Origin of the sequence: Enterobacter cloacae complex sp. ECL414, assembly GCF_021869685.1 — a bacterium.
Classification (GTDB): Bacteria; Pseudomonadota; Gammaproteobacteria; order Enterobacterales; family Enterobacteriaceae; genus Enterobacter; species Enterobacter kobei.
This window is the reverse complement of the sequence record NZ_CP091481.1, coordinates 400,163-418,300: the sequence shown is the minus strand read 5'-3', so window position 1 is coordinate 418,300 and position 18,138 is coordinate 400,163. Positions and strand designations below refer to the sequence as shown.

Below are 18,138 nucleotides of genomic sequence, written 5' to 3'. Positions count from 1 at the left end.
TTTTCCTTTGAACGACATTTACACTGCTTTGCGTCCATAGACATTTTCCTGTCCACAATAAACTCCATGCCCGCGTCAATGGAAAGGAGTTTATTCGCGAAGGATTGCCCGGCGGATACCGGAGATATGTGAAATGGAGCTGACGATGAAACGAACTCTTGCTTTGACCTCTCTGTTGCTCTCAGCAGGCCTGGTGAGCACCACCGCGCAGTCAGCAGAATTTGCCAGCGCGGATTGCGTAACAGGTCTGAATGAAATAGGCCACATCTCCGTCAATAACATTTCGGGGAGCCCGCAAGATGTTGAACGTATCGTGGCATTAAAAGCCGATGAACAGGGTGCCTCATGGTATCGCATCATCCAGATGCAGGAAGATAACCATGTCGACCACTGGCGGGTACAGGCCATTCTCTACGTCTAAGAACCTTCCTGATAAAAGCCACTTATTTTTAGTGGCTTTTCGTTTTTGCAAATTTTTTATCTTTTACAAAACCATATAAAAACAACTCAATAACATTTTGTTACACTAATTCAGTAAACGTAATCCCCGCTCTGCCGTTGAAGAACCATACCTTTTCAATGATGAGCAATTTATGATCAATTTTTTCCGCCGTGCGGGCCTCGGGACAAAGCTATCGCTGCTGACGGGCGTCAGTGTTGCCGTGCTGTTTCTGCTTTTCACTTTCCTGCTCAGCCAAAAAGCCAGCCAGCAGCTTGAAGCCCTCGCGGTAGAAGACCTGCATAACCAGTCCACCGGTATGGTCGATATGGTGCAAATGTTCAACACCAGCCTGAGTGAAGAAGTCGAAAGCTATACCAGACTGTTTACGACTTTTTTGCCCCAGCCATTTAGCGTCGATACGCTTCAGACCCGGACAATTAACGGGCTCAATGTTCCTCTGCTGAAAGGCGGGGACACGGAACTCCATGAAAATACCACTTTTTCTGACGACTTCCTGAACCGAACGGGGGCCATCTCCACGCTATTTGTTCGCAGCGGTAACGACTTTATTCGCGTCGCCACCTCCCTGCGTAAAGAGAATGGCGAGCGCGCAATGGGGACCGTTCTGGATACCTCCAGCCCGGCCTTTGCCGCCGCCAATAAAGGTGATGTCTACCGTGGCCTGGCGCTGCTGTTTGGCAAACGCTATATCACCCAGTACCAGCCGGTGAAAAACGCCGAAGGTCATGTCATTGCGATCGTCTTTGTCGGGGTGGACATTAGCCACTCCTGGAACGTCATGCGCGAGAAAATCCTCAACCGCCGCCTGGGCGAGAGCGGTCACTTCTTCGTGCTGGATCGCAGCAACGGCAAAACACGCGGGCAATACCTGTTCCACACCACGGAAGAGGGACAACTGCCGAAGTGGGACAGCGCGACACAACAGCAGCTTCTGGATGATAAACCCGGCACCCTGGAGCGCGGAAGTGACGACGGACGGACGCTGAAAATGGCCTATACCCCGCTACCCGGCTGGAACTGGACTATCGTGGGCGAAGTGGATAAGTCAGTGCTGCTTTCAAGCGTCACCGCCATGCGCGATCGCTTCCTGCTGGCCGGTGTGGTCTTGTCAGTCCTCTTTGCAGGCCTGTTCGTGGTCCTTATTCGCCGTATGCTGACGCAACCGCTGCGCAACGTGATCCAGCTTGCACGGCAGTATGCCGACGGCGATCTTCGCTCCAGCCTGCCCGTGACGCGCCGGGACGAGGTCGGACAGCTGATTGACGCCATTAACGGCATTGGCGGCGGGCTGCAAAAAATTGTTCTGCAGGTTCGCGAGGCAGCAGGTGAGATCCAGACGGGGACTAACGCGCTGGCCTCCGATACCGGCGAGATCTCAGAGCAGATCAACAAGCAGGCCAGCAGCGTGGAGGAGACCTCAGCCAGCATGGAGCAACTGGCCGCGACCGTACAGCAAAATGCCGCCAACATGGAGCAAACGCAGCAACTGGTGGGAGAAACCTCACGCGCGGTTCACGAGGGTGGTGAAACGGTAACCCATGCGGTTGCCACGATGGATGACATTCGCGAAGCGTCAAAACGTATCGAAGATATTACCCGCGTGATTGAGTCCATCGCGTTTCAGACCAATATTCTGGCGCTGAATGCGGCGGTAGAAGCGGCACGTGCAGGAGAGCACGGAAAAGGTTTTGCGGTGGTTGCCCAGGAAGTTCGCGCGCTGGCGGGCCGGAGCGCCAACGCGGTGAAAGAGATAGAACAGCTGATTGGCGATACGCTGAGAAAAGTGAGCGAAGGTCACGCGCTGTCTGAACAGACGCGTCTGGCTATGGATTCCATCATCGTTCATATCGATAACATCAGCCAGCTGGTCACCGAAATTAACCACGCATCGCGCGAGCAATCCGCGGGGATTGGCCAGGTGAATCTCGCCATGACCCACATTGGTGAAGCGTCACACATCAACGCCGATCGCGTCTCGCGCAGCGAACAAACCGCACGTACGCTGCGAGAGAAAGGTTTACACCTTACCCAACTGGTCAGTCTGTTCCAGCTTAAACGCTAGCCAACCCTGCCCGTGGCGCGCAGCAGCAAATCGCTTTGCACCTGCTCGCTCATCAGCGTACCGCCACGGGTATCCAGCATCATGCGGCACCACGCCTGCGCCACGGGCGGCGATGCGTGCCGCAGCATCTGGCTCCCGGCCCCCAGCAAGAAAAGCTGCTGCGCGATCTCCCGCCCCTGCGCCTCCTGTGGTTTACGCAGCTTTTGCTGAAGCTGGCGCCAGCTGCGGTCAAAGTGTCTGTCCTGCCCTTTGACCTGTGCAAACTCATCGGCCAGCAGGTCGTGGATCCCGGGCTGCTTCGTCAGCACGCGCAGCACGTCCAGGCACATGATATTGCCAGAGCCTTCCCAGATACTGTTCACCGGCATTTCGCGATACAGGCGGGGAAGCTCACTCTCCTCGCAGTACCCTACGCCGCCCAACACCTCCATTGCCTCTGCCACGAACGGGATACCCGCTTTGCAGACGCTAAATTTCGCGGCCGGCGTAAACAGCCGTGCCCAGGCCGCCTCTTGCGGATCCACACGTTTATCCCACGCGCGGGCGAGACGGAACAGCAGTGCCGTTTGCCCCTCCAGCATCAGCGCCATGCGGCTTAAGACCTCACGCATTAACGGCTGATCGATGAGATTTTTACCGAAGGTTTGCCGCTGATGAGCGTGGTACAACGCCACAGACAGCGCCCGGCGCATTAAACCATGGCTGCCCAGCGCGCAGTCGAAGCGCGTCAGACCGCCCATTTTGAGGATCTGCCGTACCCCTTCCCCTTCTTCCCCCAGCAGCCAGCCGGAGGCATCAAGAAACTCCGCCTCGCTGCTCGCGTTGGAGCGGTTCCCGAGCTTGTCCTTCAGGCGCTCCAGCCGTACGGCGTTACGTTGTCCGTCAGGTAAAAAGCGCGGGACAAAAAAGCAGGATAATCCACCTTTTGCCTGAGCCAGCACCAGATGCGCATCACTCTGCGGGACGGAGAAAAACCATTTATGGCCTACCAGACGGTAGCTACCGTCGCTGCATTTTTCCGCTTTGGTGGTGTTGCTCAGGACATCGGATCCCCCCTGCTTTTCCGTCATCCCCATGCCGATCAGCAGCCCGCGTTTTTGCCCACCCGGCACGAGATGGGGATCGTAGCGATCGCTCATCAGCGGCGTTAACCATGCATGAAACGGTTTAGGTAGCGACTGTTGCAACAGCGGCGTGGCGGCGAAGGTCATGGTGACGGGGCAAAGCGTGCCGGCTTCAACCTGCGCATGCAAAACAAACCGGGCCGCTCTGGCCACAAAGGAACCTCTTCGCGCCTCCTCTTCCCACGCCAGGTTATGTACCCGGTTGGCACAGAGCCCCTGCATCAGCAGGTGCCAGGCGGGGTGAAAGCGAATATCGTCCAGCCGCTCTCCGGTGGCGTCGTAGCGTAACAGCTCCGGTGGGTTGACGTTGGCCAGCCTGCCCAGCTCCAGCGACTCTGCGGTCCCTAACTGCTGCCCGATACTGGCGAGCAGCTCGCTATCCCACTCGGCCCCCTCGCGGGAAACCGCGTCACGCAGGGCGCAGTCGGAGAGGAAAAGGTTGCTGTTTGAAAGCGGTGCCGGTTGATTGAAAACGGTATGGGTCTGCCAGTGCATGCTGTCTCCCTCCTTCAGTGGCAATGAGGATAAGTATGGACAGGCCGCGTGCACGCTGCATGGGAGGGGGGTCACAAGCTGGCGATCCCGCTGATATCATTCGTGAAATAGCTCACAGAACATAAGAATAAACTATTTCATCACTTCGCTTTTGTTGAATAATTTATTCTTACCCCTTTCAGTGAGGATCGTTATGCAACCGGATGCGCACAAGCGAGCATTAATTGCAGGCTCCATTGGTAACTTCATCGAGTGGTATGAGTTTGCGGTCTACGGTTTTATGGCGACCGTGATTGCCAGGAACTTCTTCCAGCTCGAGGGAGAAGCGGGACTGACCAGCTTGATCCTCACCTGGGCCTCGTTTGCTATCGCGTTCTTCTTCCGTCCCCTGGGTGCGGTGGTATTTGGCCGCATCGGCGACAGGATTGGCCGGAAACCGACGCTGATCATTGTGCTGGTACTGATGACGCTCGCCACCACAGCCATTGGTCTTGTGCCCGTCTACGCCAGCATAGGCATTGCCGCACCGCTGATCGTTACGCTGCTGCGCATTTTGCAGGGATTGTTCGCAGGCGGAGAGTACGGTGGTGCAGTTTCGTTGATGACAGAGTTCGCTCCACGCGGCAAGCGCGGTCTGTATGGCGCGTGGCAGTCCTTTACCGTGGCGCTCGGGCTGCTAGCGGGCGCGGGGATTGTGGCACTGCTCTCCGCCCTTCTCACGCCTGAGGCATTACATGACTGGGGCTGGCGTATTCCATTCTTCCTTGCGCTGCCGATGGGTGCTGTCGCGCTATGGCTGCGTGTGAGTATGGAAGAGACGCCGAGCTTTGTGCAGCAGAAGGAAAAACCGGTTGTGGCTCAGGCCAGCACCTCCGCCACGCTCAAAACGATTCTGATGGGCATTTGCCGGGTCATGGTCTGGTCGGCGGCAGGGTATACCTACCTGGTGATTATGCCGACCTATCTCCAGTCGGCGCTACACACCGGGTTTAATCAGGCACTGCTGATAGCGGTGATTTCGAATATCGGCTTTGCGCTGACCATCATCCCCTCGGGTATCCTGAGCGACAAGATTGGCCGCCGCACGGTGATGATGATTGCCACCGCCCTGCTGCTGATCCTCGCCCTGCCGCTGCTGAAAATGTTGCAGGCTGAGTCCGCCACGCTGGCCGTTAAAGCGATGGTGGTGCTAATTGCGGGCGGACTGGTGGGGATGCTGGCAGGACCGGGGCCGGCAATGCTGTCTGAAATGTTCCCGACGCGCGTGCGTTATACCGGCCTGGGGCTGGCATATTCCCTGTCAAACGCGATCTTCTCGGGCTGTGCGGGACTGATTATTACCGGATTAATTAAAGAGACGGGCAACCTGGATATTCCGGCATATTACGTGATGGCAACGGCGGTGGTGAGTATTTTCGCGCTGATGACGCTGCGAAAGGATGACCATTTGCGGTCGTTAGAGGAGTAAGGTTGTTTTGCCGGGTGGCGGCTTCACCTTACCCGGCCTACAAAAACGCAGGCCCGGTAAGCGAAGCGCCATCGGGCGAAAATCAGCTACGCTGACGAACCGCTTCAAACAGGCAGATGCCCGTCGCCACAGACACGTTCAGGGACGACACGCTGCCCGCCATCGGGATGCTGATCAGCTCGTCGCAGTGCTCGCGCGTCAGACGGCGCATACCTTCACCTTCCGCCCCCATCACCAGCGCCAGACGTCCGGTCATTTTACTCTGGTACAGGGTATGATCTGCCTCACCCGCGGTACCGACGATCCAGATATTCTCTTCCTGCAGCAGACGCATGGTACGCGCCAGGTTGGTTACGCGGATCAGCGGAACGTTTTCCGCTGCGCCGCAGGCCACTTTCTTCGCCGTCGCGTTCAGCTGCGCGGAGCGATCTTTCGGTACAATTACAGCATGCACACCTGCCGCATCCGCGCTACGCAGGCATGCGCCGAGATTGTGCGGATCGGTGACGCCATCAAGGATCAGGAAGAACGGGTTATCCAGTTCGGCAATAAGATCCGGCAGATCGTTTTCCTGATACTGACGGCCCGGCTTCACGCGCGCAATAATGCCCTGGTGGACCGCGCCTTCACTTTTCTCATCCAGGTACTGACGGTTCGCCAGCTGGATCACCACGCCCTGCGCTTCCAGCGCGTGGATCAGCGGCATCAGACGTTTGTCTTCACGCCCTTTCAGAATAAACACTTCCTGAAAACGCTCCGGTGCGCGCTCGAGAAGGGCCTGCACCGCGTGGATGCCGTAAATCATTTCACTCATTGATGGTTCTCATTATGACTGTTCTTTCCCCTCTCCCCCCTGGGGAGAGGGTCAGGGTGAGGGGCGGAACTTACTCCGCCTGTTTTTTCTTCGCTGCACGTTTTGCTTTGGTGGCAGCAGCGATTTTCTGCGTCTTCGCAGAAGGTTTTTTCGCTGAGCGAGCGTCTTTCTTCGCCGCCTTCGGCTTTTGCTTCTTCTCGCCGCGGAACGCGCTGTCTGGCTCGAAGTTTACCTTCTTACCCGCCTGACGACGTTTACCGCCGCCCGGTTTACCGTTTCCGCCTTTTTTCGCCCGTTCACGCTCGGTTTTACCGACGTTACGCGGCGCACGCTCGCTGGAGATGAGGCTGAAGTCGATTTTACGGTCGTCCATATTCACGGCTTCAACTTTCACTTCCACACGGTCGCCCAGACGGTAGGTCTGGCCGCCCGATTCGCCAATCAGGCGTTGACCAACCTGGTCGAAGCGGTAGTAGTCGTTATCCAGGCTGGAGACGTGCACCAGACCGTCGATAAATAGCTCGTCCAGACGCACGAAGAAACCAAAGCCGGTCACGCTGGCAATCACGCCTTTAAAGACGTTGCCCACCTGGTCCAGCATAAAGTCACACTTCAGCCAGTCCGCTACGTCGCGCGTGGCTTCATCAGCACGACGCTCGGTCATGGAACAGTGCTGACCGAGCTGCAGCATCTCTTCCATCGAATAGTGGTAACCGCCGGTTTCGGTAGTGTTCCCTTTATGGCCCTGCTCCTGCGCCAGCAGATACTTGATCGCGCGGTGCAGAGAGAGGTCAGGATAGCGACGGATCGGCGAGGTGAAATGCGCGTAAGACTGCAGCGCCAGGCCGAAGTGTCCCCGGTTTTCCGGATCGTAAATCGCCTGCTTCATCGAACGCAACAGCATCGTCTGCAGCATTTCTGCATCAGGACGGTCGCCAATGGACTCCAGCAGCTCGGCGTAATCGCGCGGTTCAGGCTTGTTGCCGCCAGGCAGCTCCAGACCCAGTTCCGCCAGTACTGAACGGAACGCGGTGATGGCTTCCGTTGACGGCTTATCGTGAATACGGAACAGCGCTGGCTCTTTGGCTTTCTCAACGAAACGCGCTGCCGAGATGTTCGCCAGGATCATACACTCTTCGATCAGCTTGTGCGCATCATTACGCTGGGTCTGCTCGATACGCTCAATGCGACGCTCTGCGTTGAAGATAAACTTCGCTTCTTCGCTCTCGAACGAGATCCCGCCGCGCTCTTCGCGTGCCTGATCCAGCGTTTTGTAGAGGTTATGCAGTTCTTCAATATGCTTGACCAGCGGCGCGTATTGTTCGCGCAGATCCTGGTCGCCCTGCAGCATATGCCAGACCTTGGTATAGGTCAGACGCGCATGGGAACTCATGACCGCTTCATAGAACTTGTAGCCGGTTAAGCGCCCTTTGGTGGAGATGGTCATCTCACACACCATACAGAGGCGATCAACCTGCGGGTTCAGGGAGCACAGGCCGTTAGAGAGCACTTCCGGCAGCATCGGTATTACCTGAGAGGGGAAATACACCGAGGTACCACGGCTGCGCGCTTCGTTATCCAGCGGGGTGTGCGGGCGCACATAGTAGCTCACGTCCGCAATCGCCACCCACAGACGCCATCCGCCACCGCGTTTTTTCTCACAGTAAACGGCATCATCGAAGTCGCGGGCATCTTCGCCATCAATGGTGACCAGCGGCAGGGAGCGCAGATCCACGCGGCCCACTTTGGACTCTTCCGGCACTTCTTCACGCAGACTTTCGATCTGATCTTCAACCGCTTTCGGCCAGATGTAGGGGATCTCATGGGTGCGCAATGCCATATCAACGGCCATGCCAGTGCCCATGTTATCGCCCAGGACTTCCACGATTTTACCAACCGCTTTGGTGCGACGCGTTGGGCGCTGAGTGAGTTCTACCACAACCACAAAGCCCATGCGTGCGCCCATCACCTCTTCAGGCGGGATCAGGATATCAAAGCTCAGACGGCTGTCGTCCGGCACCACAAAGCCCACACCCGCATCAGTGAAGTAACGGCCAACAATCTGGCTGGTTTTTGGCACCAGTACGCGCACCACGCGCGCTTCCCGGCGACCTTTACGGTCAGCACCCAGCGGCTGCGCCAGGATCTGGTCGCCGTGGATACACATTTTCATTTGTTCAGATGACAGATACAGGTCATCTTTGCGGCCTTCCACGCGCAGGAAGCCAAAGCCATCACGGTGCCCAATCACGGTGCCTTTCAGCAAGTCGAGGCGTTCAGGCAGCGCGTAGCACTGGCGGCGGGTAAAGACCAGTTGCCCGTCACGCTCCATGGCACGCAGGCGACGGCGAAGGGCTTCAATTTGCTCTTCACCTTCAATATTTAATTCAACGGCAAGTTCTTCACGATTGGCGGGTTTTTCGCGTTTTGTTAAGTGTTCAATGATGAACTCGCGGCTGGGGATAGGATTCGCGTATTTTTCGGCTTCGCGTTCCTGGAAAGGATCTTGTGACATGTCGGTTCCTCCGTTGTCAGCTCCGGTGGAAATTTTCTTCATTCCACCAGCAATAATTTATAAAGCGGTTGATTCTCTTCAACCAAATCGGCCAGCGTGTAGTTATCCAGTTCCTTGAGAAAACTTTGCACAGCCTTAGAAAGCGCCTGTTTCAGGCGGCAAGCGGGTGTAATGTGGCAAAACTCACTGCTGCAGTTCACCAGAGACAAGGGCTCCAGTTCGCGTACCACATCCCCGATGCGAATACTCTGCGCCGGTTTACCGAGACGGATCCCCCCATTCTTCCCGCGGACGGCAGCAACGTATCCGGCACGACTAAGTTGATTGATTATTTTGACCATATGATTACGAGATACGCCGTATACCTCCGTCACTTCAGAGATACTGGTCATCTTCCCATCGGGTAACGACGCCATGTAAATCAGCGCACGTAAGCCGTAATCGGTGAAACTTGTTAACTGCACATCAACCTCAGGAAAAAGGGAAAACGCGGTCAAACCGCAGAGATATTCATTAATGATGATAAACCAGCCAGATAGATAGCGGCTAATTTATTTGACAGACGGGGCGAAAAAGCGGAGATCCAGGAGCGGTCGCCGGATGGCGCTACGCTTATCCGGCCTACGAGTTTCCCCGCAGGCCAGCATTCACGAAGATTATGCGTCGAACGGGTCGCGCAGGATCATCGTTTCAGTACGATCCGGGCCGGTAGAAATAATATCGATCGGCACTTCGGTCAGTTCTTCAATACGCTTGATGTAATCCAGCGCCGCCTGTGGCAGGCCACTACGCTCTTTCACACCGAAAGTGGTCTCAGACCAGCCCGGCATGGTTTCGTAAATTGGCTCAATGCCTTCCCAGTCGTCAGCGGCCAGCGGAGTTGTGGTCACTTCACGGCCGTCTGGCATACGGTAGCCGACGCAGATTTTCACTTCTTTCAGGCCGTCCAGCACGTCCAGCTTGGTCAGGCAGAAGCCAGACAGGGAGTTGATCTGCACGGCACGACGCACAGCAACCGCGTCCAGCCAGCCGGTACGACGACGACGACCGGTGGTCGCGCCAAACTCGTTACCCTGCTTGCAGAGGAACTCGCCGGTTTCATCGAACAGCTCGGTCGGGAATGGACCTGCCCCCACACGCGTGGAGTAAGCTTTGATGATGCCCAGAACGTAATCCACATAACGTGGACCCAGGCCAGAGCCGGTCGCCACGCCACCTGCGGTGGTGTTAGAAGAGGTTACGTACGGATAGGTACCGTGGTCGATGTCCAGCAGCGTACCCTGCGCACCTTCGAACATGACGAAATCGCCACGCTTGCGCGCCTGGTCCAGCAGATCGGACACATCAACAACCATACCGGTCAGAATGTCTGCAATCGCCATGACGTCATCCAGCACTTTCTGGTAGTCAACAGCGTCAGCTTTGTAGAAGTTCACCAGCTGGAAGTTGTGATATTCCATCACTTCTTTCAGTTTTTCAGCGAAGGTGGCTTTGTCGAAGAGATCGCCCACGCGCAGACCGCGACGTGCCACTTTATCTTCATAAGCCGGGCCGATACCACGACCGGTCGTACCGATCGCTTTCGCACCACGTGCTTTCTCACGCGCGACGTCCAGTGCCACATGATAATCCAGGATCAGCGGGCAGGCTTCGGAGAGCAGCAGACGCTCACGAACAGGGATACCACGGTCTTCCAGACCTTTCATCTCTTTCATCAGCGCAGCGGGAGACAGCACAACGCCGTTACCGATGATGCTGGTGACGTTTTCGCGAAGAATGCCTGATGGAATAAGATGGAGGACGGTTTTTTCACCGTTGATTACGAGAGTATGGCCTGCGTTGTGACCGCCCTGGTAGCGTACAACATATTTAGCCCGTTCAGTCAGAAGATCAACAATCTTCCCTTTACCTTCGTCACCCCATTGGGTGCCCAGTACGACGACGTTGTTACCCATTTTTTTCAAAATCACCGTTTGCTTAAAAATGGATTCTACCATCGCTTTTTCAGATATACAGCACTTTTTGACCTCAAAATACGCCAAATCCGACCACTTTTTGATCAGCCAATCGTTTTCCTCAACATGTAGTAGATCACGATGCCAGCAACCACAAGTCCACCGCCGAAACGGCGCAAAATATTATCCGGAAGTTGGCTCATGGTCGCGATCATGCGGCGCCAGGCACGCGGATAAAGCATCGGTCCCAGGCCTTCCAGCACTAACACCAGGGCCAGCGCCAGCCAAATGGTTGAATTCATTTTTATTCCTTATAAAAGAAAACCACCGCTCCGGAGGGAGCGGTGGTTTGAATACTCAAACGTGCCAGAGTTTATCGTGTTGCGTTAGTCGGCGTCTTCATATAACGGAAGAAATCGCTGTCCGGGCTGAGCACCATCACATCCTGGTTGCTCTGGAAGCTATTCTCGTAAGCACGCAGGCTACGGATAAAGGCGTAGAAGTCGGGATCCTGGCTGAAGGCATCAGCGAACAGCTTCGCCGCTTCCGCATCACCTTCACCGCGCAGAATACGGCCCTGACGCTCAGATTCCGCCAGCGTCTTGGTAACTTCGTAGTCCGCTGCCGCACGCAGCTTCTCAGCCTCTTCCTGGCCTTGTGAACGGTGGCGACGGGCTACCGCTTCACGCTCGGCGCGCATACGGTTGTAGATCGCTTCGGACACTTCAGCTGGCAGGTTGATCTGCTTGATACGCACGTCAACTACTTCGATACCCAGCGCAGCCATACTGTTCGGGTTGATCACCGGCACTTTACCGTTGGTTTCAGCCTGAACGCGTTCAGCTGCTTTCGCAATCGCGTCATCCGCTGCTGGCGTTTCCACTTCGTCTTCCGTGCCCGCTGTACCGGAATTCAGCGCATCGCGCACTTCCAGGGTAAGACGACCGCGGGAGTCGGTCACGATGTCTTTCACATCCAGACGACCAATTTCAGAACGCAGACGGTCAGAAAACTTACGTTTCAGCAGCACTTCCGCCTGAGAAACGTCGCCACCGCCGGTGGCCAGGAAGTAACGGCTGAAATCGCTGATGCGCCATTTGATGTAGGAATCAACGATCAGGTCTTTCTTCTCTTTGGTCACGAAACGGTCAGCCTGGTTATCCATAGTCTGGATACGCGCATCCAGCGTTTTCACTGACTGAATGAACGGCACCTTGAAGTGCAGACCCGGTTCGTAAATCACCGGACGTTTGTCACTGTCACGCACGACGCTGCTGAACTGGAACTTGATCCCACGCTCGCCCTCTTTCACCACAAAGATCGAGGTATACAGCACGACCAGTACGATGACGATGATCGCAATAACTGACTTACGCATCCTTATTCCCCCTGACGCTGGTAGTCGTTACGCTGCGCGTTAGCACGGCGTTGGTCCATAATGTCACCATCGTTCGAAGAAGGCGTTGTGTTCGCGCTGGCGCTGCCCGATGACGCTGGCGGCAGACGCAGCAGGTTGTTCGCTCCGCTGGTGTCTTTCGCGGCCGGTGCAGAACCGCCTTTCAGCATCTGATCCAGCGGCAGCACCATCAGGTTTCCACCTTTGCTGTCGTTAACCAACACTTTGCGGGTATGGCTCAGCACTTTTTCCATGGTCTCGATATAGAGACGCTCACGGGTAATTTCTGGCGCTGCTTTATATTCCGGCAGAATCTTCGCGAAGCGAGCCACTTCACCCTGTGCTTCCAGGATGGTCTGCGTCTTATACGCGCGTGCTTCTTCCAGAATACGCTGCGCCTGACCGTTAGCACGTGGCTGAACTTCGTTGGTGTACGCTTCCGCTTCACGGATGTACTGCTGTTCGTTTTCACGGGCAGCAATTGCATCATCAAATGCGGCCTTCACCTCTTCCGGCGGACGAGCAGCCTGGAAGTTAACGTCCAGCAGGGTGATACCCATGTTGTACGGACGAATGGTCTCCTCCAGCTCGCGCTGGGTATCGCTACGAATAACGGTACGACCTTCGGTGAGAATGCGGTCCATGGTGTATTTACCAATCACACCACGCAGGGCGCTGTCAGTCGCCTGACGCAGGCTGTCATCGGCGCTGGTTACGCTAAACAGATAACGTTCAGGATCGGTCACGCGGTACTGGACGTTCATCTCAACGCGCACCACGTTCTCATCAGACGTCAGCATCACGCCAGAGGCGGCCAGTTCACGGACGGACTCCACGTTTACCGCTGTCACGTCGTCAATGAAGGTCGGCTTCCAGTTCAGGCCCGGCTCAACCAGATGGCTGAACTTACCGAAACGGGTGACCACGCCGCGTTCTGCTTCTTTAATGGTGTAGAACCCGCTGGCTGCCCAGATGATTACCACCGCAGCGGTCACAATGCCCACTACGCGGCCACCCATTGGCGGGCGCGAACTCTGAGTGGAATTACCCCCTGAGCCAGAACCTTTTCCTCCGCCCAGGCCACCAAGCTTTTTGCTCAGCTTGCGGAAGATATCATCCAGATCCGGCGGCCCCTGCTCGCGACCACCTTTATTGCCATTTCCCCCAGAGTTGCCGCCTTGATTATTGCTGCTTCCCCACGGGTCGCGGTCTTGTCCGTTATTACCGGGCTGATTCCACGCCATGTATATGCTCCATATTTGTTATGCAAGGGCGAATTTTTCAGGCTTCCCCTTTCTGATCAGACGATATAGTCCGCCAGCGCAGGTTCTTGTTTACAGAGGCGACGCCAGTCAACGATCGGCATACGCACCTGCATCCCCACGCTGCCGTCATCCTCCATCCACTCTTTTTCTATCGCCTGAAGCTGATAAAACCGGCTTCGCAGCCTGCCTTCCTGTGGCGGCAGGCGCAGCGTGTGCTGCGCTACCTCACCGGAAAGACGCTCTGTCAAAGCCTGGAAAAGCAGTGGCACACCAATACCGGCCTGAGCAGACAGCCAGACCCGAATCGGTTTGTTCTCTTCATCTCGGTCGATACGCGGTTCGAAATCCTCCAGCATATCGATCTTGTTCATCACCAACAGCGTGGGAATTTCGTGGGCATCAATCTCTTCCAGCACCACGTTCACCGCGTCGATGTTCTCCTGCACGCGTACGTCAGCCGCATCAATCACGTGCAGCAGCAGGGTCGCCTGTCGCGTCTCCTGCAACGTCGCTTTAAACGCCGCCACCAGATCGTGTGGCAAATGACGGATAAACCCTACGGTATCCGCCAGCACCGTTTCACCCACGTCTGCTACGTCAATACGACGCAGCGTAGGGTCCAGGGTCGCAAACAGCTGGTCTGCGGCATAAACCTGGGCCTCGGTTATCTGGTTAAACAGGGTGGATTTACCGGCGTTGGTATAACCCACCAGCGACACGGTCGGGATGTCAGCTTTGGTTCGCGCCCGACGCCCCTGTTCACGCTGTTTCTCTACACGTTCCAGACGCGAGAGGATCTGGGTAATACGGCCACGCAGTAAACGACGGTCGGTTTCGAGCTGGGTTTCACCCGGACCGCGCAAACCGATCCCGCCTTTTTGTCTTTCAAGGTGGGTCCAGCCACGCACCAGACGCGTCGCCAGATGGCGCAGCTGTGCAAGCTCAACCTGCAATTTCCCTTCATGGGTACGTGCACGCTGAGCAAAAATGTCTAAAATCAATCCCGTGCGGTCGATCACACGGCATTCGCAGAGAGCTTCCAGGTTGCGCTCCTGGGCTGGAGACAGCGCATGATCAAACAACACGACTGACGCGCCGGTTGCTTTTACGGCATCCGCAATTTCTACTGCTTTACCTTCACCAACAAAATACTTTGGGTGCGGCGCTTTACGGCTACCGGTAATCACCTGCATTGCTTCGACACCGGCGGAAGAGACCAGAGATTCAAACTCCTGGAGATCTTCCATATCTTTGTCTTGCGAAAAATAGATGTGTACCAGCACCGCCTGCTCACCGGCATCATAACGGTCAAACAAGCGTAAACCTCTCTAAAAAGATCAGCGGGGAACGCAGGATCCCTGGCTCCCCGTGTGGATAACAGCTGAAACCTTATTCGGTTTCGTCGCTGTCCTGCGCTGGCGTTGAAGAACCCTGCGCGTTGCTGCCATGATGGTAGTTACTGCCAGTGCCGCCGCCAGCGTTATTGCTGTGATGAGAGACTGGACGGGACGGAACAACAGTAGAGATAGCGTGCTTGTAGACCATCTGACTGACCGTGTTTTTCAACAGGATCACAAACTGATCGAAAGACTCAATCTGACCTTGCAGCTTAATACCATTCACCAAATAAATAGAAACTGGAACACGTTCCCGACGCAATGCGTTCAGGAACGGATCTTGTAAAGATTGCCCCTTAGCCATTCTATCTTTTCCTTATATGCTTGTTTTGTACTTAGAACCTTGCGATTCTGAAAAATTGCGCACGATACGTCTCAATTGTACACATTCAGTGGGCGATATCACCAACAACCTCAATCACCTCGTTTAACGCCTGTTGCGGTTTTTCACTGTCTAACCAGTGAACTCCCTCCCAACCGCGCAACCAGGTGATCTGGCGCTTCGCTAACTGTCTCGTGGCGCAAACACCTCGATAAACCATTTCATCGTATGAAATCTCACCTTCAAGATACGACCACATCTGGCGGTATCCCACACAACGAACGGAAGGCATATCCGTATGCAAATCTCCACGGGCAAATAGCGCCCGCACTTCTGCTTCAAAATCTGAAGCTAACATCTGATGAAAACGCTGCTCAATTCGTTGATGGAGCAGTTCACGGCTCGCCGGGGCGATGGCGAACTGATGCACCTGATACGGCAGAGCGTCTCCTGACGTTTGCGTCAGTTCCGTTAAAGTTTTACCCGAAATGAAAAAAACTTCCAGTGCCCGGGAAAGCCTTTGCGGATCATTTGGATGGATTCGCGCTGCCGCGACCGGGTCAATCTCTGCCAGTTGCTTATGCAACACGTCCCATCCCTGCTCTGCCGCCTGTTGCTCAATCTTTGCTCTCACGTCAGGATCTGCGGAAGGTAAAGGTGATAATCCTTCCAGCAGCGCCTTAAAGTAGAGCATGGTGCCGCCAACCAACAGCGGTATACGTCCCGCCGCCGTAATCTCGGCCATCTCGGCTAAGGCATCCCGGCGGAAATCCGCTGCGGAGTAAACCTCTGCCGGGTCGAGAATGTCCAGCAAACGGTGCGGTGCCGCACGCAGTTCTTCTGCGCCAGGCTTCGCCGTACCAATGTCCATCCCCCGATAGATGAGGGCGGAATCAACGCTAATCAACTCTACAGGCAAAACTTTGCGTAACTCAATGGCTAACGCCGTTTTGCCGGAGGCCGTTGGGCCCATTAAAAAAATTGCCTTTGGCAGGCTCGCCTTACTTACGTCAGTCATGTTTCAGGGCGGTCATCGCCGTTTTCAAATCAACAGGTTGTAATAACCCACCCGGCGGTGCTTTCACCAGCTGTGGGCAAAGGCGTTCGACCTCCGCCAGCACGGTAATCGCCTGCGCCATACTCCACGGTGTATGTTCGCTGGCCAGATGGCGAGCGATCCACTGCGCGGTGTTGGCGGCCTCAAACGATGTTTGCTGCGCCAGGTAGCCTATCAGTTCAGGAATCAAGTTTTGTAAATTTTGTTGGCGTAAGGGTAAAGGCACTGCGCGAATTGTCACATGTTGTGGTTCGAGCACCATTTCAATGCCCATTTGCGCCAGTAGGGCCTCTGTACGCTGCAATACCCGCGTTTCTTCAGCGGATATTTTCAGACGAACCGGGATCAATAACGGCTGCGCACAGGCCGCATTTTCCCCTGGCGTCAGTTGCGCCTGTTTGAGCCAGCGTTCGGCAACCGGTAACGCCAGAAGCTGCAATTTGCCGTCGCGTTCTAGCAATGCCATATCCGGTGCGATAATCGTCAGCACTCGCCCGAAACTCTGGCTGTGCCCTTCAAGGGACGGTGTCGCCACTGCAACGTGATCTTTGCGCTCAACAGCAGGCGTTTCCAGCAACTTACGGTACAACGCCCCCTGCTGCTTTTGATAGCCGGGTTGAGCGTTCGGATAGTTTGCTCCCGTCGGACGCGTCGTGCTCGCACCGGTTGAGAATCGAGGCGTTTCCGGCTCTCGCGCGACAGCGGGCTGCGCAAAATGGTTGCGGCCCGCAGCGACACGGTTTTCCGGGATGGGACGCGGTGAGGAATCGTCTTTTTCCAGCGGCAATGCAGGCTCAACCTGCTGTTGCAATACGCTCAGCACGCCCTGATAGATAAAATCATGCACCAGACGCGACTGATGGAAGCGCACCTCATGCTTGGCGGGGTGGACGTTAACATCGACCTGATGCGGGTCGATCTCCAAATAAAGCACAAAAGCCGGTTGCTGATCGGCCCCAAGCTTGTCTTCACAGGCCTGACGAATGGCGTGGTTAATGAGGCGGTCGCGCATCATGCGGCCATTCACGTAGCAATACTGAATTTCAGAGAAAGCCGCACTGCTGGCGTTCGGGTCGGCCACCCAGCCACGTAAAGCGAGATCGCCATGCTGCCACTCTATCGCCAGCGCCTGCTCCAGAAATGGCGTTCCGCAAATAGCCCCTAAACGGCGCTCTTTCTGCCCGCCTTCCGCCACCGCGCGATACTGGCGCATCACCTTGCCGTTATGGCTGAGATTAATGGTGACGTCAAAACGCGCCAGCGCGATACGACGAATGATCTCGTCGATATGGCCGAATTCGGTTTTTTCGGTACGCATAAACTTGCGTCGGGCGGGGGTGTTGTAGAACAGATCCAGCACTTCCAGCGTGGTACCGACAGGATGCGCCGCGGGTTTAACCGTCACATCCATGTCGCGTCCTTCGGCGTATGCCTGCCAGGCTTCCTGCTGTTCAGCGGTACGAGAGGTCAACGTCAGGCGGGAAACCGAACTAATACTGGCGAGCGCCTCGCCGCGAAAGCCGAGGCTGATTATTGCTTCAAGATCGTCCAGAGAGGCAATTTTACTGGTGGCATGACGCGCCAGCGCCAGCGCCAGCTCGTCTTTTTTTATCCCACAGCCGTTATCGCGAATGCGGATAAGTTTCGCCCCGCCGCGTTCGATATCAATATCAATGCGGGTAGCTCCCGCATCGAGGCTGTTTTCCACCAGTTCCTTCACCACCGATGCAGGACGTTCCACCACCTCACCGGCGGCGATTTGGTTCGCAAGCTGCGGCGGTAGAACCTGAATCGGCATGATGTCT

At 55.8% G+C, this 18,138-nt stretch carries 15 protein-coding genes; 3 read left to right on the top strand and 12 right to left on the bottom strand.

Features of this window, described 5'->3' with window-relative positions:
• Nucleotides 1-133 precede the first annotated feature (133 nt).
• Both yjfN and L3068_RS01945 read left to right on the top strand, forming a co-directional pair.
• Complete coding sequence (yjfN, locus tag L3068_RS01950) at nucleotides 134-421, top strand: DUF1471 family protease activator YjfN (protein WP_023331857.1); 288 nt, start codon at nucleotides 134-136, stop codon at nucleotides 419-421.
• 172 nt (nucleotides 422-593) lie between these two features.
• Entirely contained in the window at nucleotides 594-2,525 is a 1,932-nt protein-coding gene (locus L3068_RS01945) for a methyl-accepting chemotaxis protein (RefSeq protein WP_087529973.1), read from the top strand.
• Here L3068_RS01945 and L3068_RS01940 read toward each other — a convergent pair.
• Nucleotides 2,522-4,144 (bottom strand): isovaleryl-CoA dehydrogenase, encoded by a 1,623-nt coding sequence (locus L3068_RS01940; protein WP_045134422.1) that lies wholly within the window; start codon nucleotides 4,142-4,144, stop codon nucleotides 2,522-2,524. The two genes, L3068_RS01945 and L3068_RS01940, sit on opposite strands and share 4 nt — an antisense overlap.
• A gap of 193 nt (nucleotides 4,145-4,337) precedes the next feature.
• Between L3068_RS01940 and L3068_RS01935 the strand changes: the two genes are divergently transcribed.
• On the top strand, nucleotides 4,338-5,612 hold the full coding sequence (locus tag L3068_RS01935) for an MFS transporter (protein WP_045134423.1): 1,275 nt from the start codon (nucleotides 4,338-4,340) through the stop codon (nucleotides 5,610-5,612).
• A gap of 82 nt (nucleotides 5,613-5,694) precedes the next feature.
• On the opposite strand, the gene rlmB is transcribed toward L3068_RS01935, so the two are convergent.
• From rlmB to mutL, 11 genes are all read right to left on the bottom strand, one after another.
• Nucleotides 5,695-6,426: a 23S rRNA (guanosine(2251)-2'-O)-methyltransferase RlmB gene (gene rlmB / locus L3068_RS01930; RefSeq protein ID WP_071922678.1), complete on the bottom strand. Its 732-nt coding sequence runs from the start codon at nucleotides 6,424-6,426 to the stop codon at nucleotides 5,695-5,697.
• Nucleotides 6,427-6,496: 70 nt separating this feature from the next.
• Entirely contained in the window at nucleotides 6,497-8,941 is a 2,445-nt protein-coding gene (gene rnr, locus L3068_RS01925; RefSeq protein WP_014882231.1) for a ribonuclease R, read from the bottom strand.
• Between the two features lie 38 nt (nucleotides 8,942-8,979).
• Entirely contained in the window at nucleotides 8,980-9,405 is a 426-nt protein-coding gene (nsrR, locus tag L3068_RS01920) for a nitric oxide-sensing transcriptional repressor NsrR (RefSeq protein WP_014882230.1), read from the bottom strand.
• Nucleotides 9,406-9,597: 192 nt separating this feature from the next.
• The gene (locus tag L3068_RS01915) at nucleotides 9,598-10,896 is read right to left on the bottom strand and encodes an adenylosuccinate synthase (protein WP_006178975.1); all 1,299 of its coding nucleotides are present in this window, start codon (nucleotides 10,894-10,896) and stop codon (nucleotides 9,598-9,600) included.
• Nucleotides 10,897-11,000: 104 nt separating this feature from the next.
• On the bottom strand, nucleotides 11,001-11,198 hold the full coding sequence (locus tag L3068_RS01910) for a DUF2065 domain-containing protein (protein WP_003855996.1): 198 nt from the start codon (nucleotides 11,196-11,198) through the stop codon (nucleotides 11,001-11,003).
• A gap of 71 nt (nucleotides 11,199-11,269) precedes the next feature.
• The gene (gene hflC, locus L3068_RS01905) at nucleotides 11,270-12,274 is read right to left on the bottom strand and encodes a protease modulator HflC (protein WP_013095290.1); all 1,005 of its coding nucleotides are present in this window, start codon (nucleotides 12,272-12,274) and stop codon (nucleotides 11,270-11,272) included.
• 2 nt (nucleotides 12,275-12,276) lie between these two features.
• Nucleotides 12,277-13,536 carry an FtsH protease activity modulator HflK gene (hflK, locus tag L3068_RS01900; protein WP_117581595.1) on the bottom strand — a complete coding sequence of 420 codons (1,260 nt, stop codon included), beginning with the start codon at nucleotides 13,534-13,536 and terminating at the stop codon, nucleotides 12,277-12,279.
• A 56-nt stretch (nucleotides 13,537-13,592) separates the two neighbouring features.
• Nucleotides 13,593-14,873, bottom strand: a complete 1,281-nt coding sequence (gene hflX, locus L3068_RS01895) for a ribosome rescue GTPase HflX (RefSeq protein WP_023331851.1) — start codon at nucleotides 14,871-14,873, stop codon at nucleotides 13,593-13,595.
• 73 nt (nucleotides 14,874-14,946) lie between these two features.
• Nucleotides 14,947-15,258: an RNA chaperone Hfq gene (hfq, locus tag L3068_RS01890; RefSeq protein ID WP_008502919.1), complete on the bottom strand. Its 312-nt coding sequence runs from the start codon at nucleotides 15,256-15,258 to the stop codon at nucleotides 14,947-14,949.
• Between the two features lie 85 nt (nucleotides 15,259-15,343).
• Complete coding sequence (miaA, locus tag L3068_RS01885; RefSeq protein ID WP_096217489.1) at nucleotides 15,344-16,294, bottom strand: tRNA (adenosine(37)-N6)-dimethylallyltransferase MiaA; 951 nt, start codon at nucleotides 16,292-16,294, stop codon at nucleotides 15,344-15,346.
• The gene (gene mutL, locus L3068_RS01880; RefSeq protein WP_014882226.1) at nucleotides 16,287-18,131 is read right to left on the bottom strand and encodes a DNA mismatch repair endonuclease MutL; all 1,845 of its coding nucleotides are present in this window, start codon (nucleotides 18,129-18,131) and stop codon (nucleotides 16,287-16,289) included. Before mutL ends, miaA begins: the two co-directional genes overlap by 8 nt.
• Nucleotides 18,132-18,138: the final 7 nt, after the last annotated feature.

Coding starts and splice junctions, on each gene's coding strand:
- yjfN (WP_023331857.1), top strand. CDS start 134: ATGGAGCTGACGATGAAACGAACTCTTGCTTTGACCTCTCTGTTGCTC.
- L3068_RS01945 (WP_087529973.1), top strand. CDS start 594: ATGATCAATTTTTTCCGCCGTGCGGGCCTCGGGACAAAGCTATCGCTG.
- L3068_RS01940 (WP_045134422.1), bottom strand. CDS start 4,144: ATGCACTGGCAGACCCATACCGTTTTCAATCAACCGGCACCGCTTTCA.
- L3068_RS01935 (WP_045134423.1), top strand. CDS start 4,338: ATGCAACCGGATGCGCACAAGCGAGCATTAATTGCAGGCTCCATTGGT.
- rlmB (WP_071922678.1), bottom strand. CDS start 6,426: ATGAGTGAAATGATTTACGGCATCCACGCGGTGCAGGCCCTTCTCGAG.
- rnr (WP_014882231.1), bottom strand. CDS start 8,941: ATGTCACAAGATCCTTTCCAGGAACGCGAAGCCGAAAAATACGCGAAT.
- L3068_RS01915 (WP_006178975.1), bottom strand. CDS start 10,896: ATGGGTAACAACGTCGTCGTACTGGGCACCCAATGGGGTGACGAAGGT.
- L3068_RS01910 (WP_003855996.1), bottom strand. CDS start 11,198: ATGAATTCAACCATTTGGCTGGCGCTGGCCCTGGTGTTAGTGCTGGAA.
- hflC (WP_013095290.1), bottom strand. CDS start 12,274: ATGCGTAAGTCAGTTATTGCGATCATCGTCATCGTACTGGTCGTGCTG.
- hflK (WP_117581595.1), bottom strand. CDS start 13,536: ATGGCGTGGAATCAGCCCGGTAATAACGGACAAGACCGCGACCCGTGG.
- hfq (WP_008502919.1), bottom strand. CDS start 15,258: ATGGCTAAGGGGCAATCTTTACAAGATCCGTTCCTGAACGCATTGCGT.
- miaA (WP_096217489.1), bottom strand. CDS start 16,294: ATGACTGACGTAAGTAAGGCGAGCCTGCCAAAGGCAATTTTTTTAATG.
- mutL (WP_014882226.1), bottom strand. CDS start 18,131: ATGCCGATTCAGGTTCTACCGCCGCAGCTTGCGAACCAAATCGCCGCC.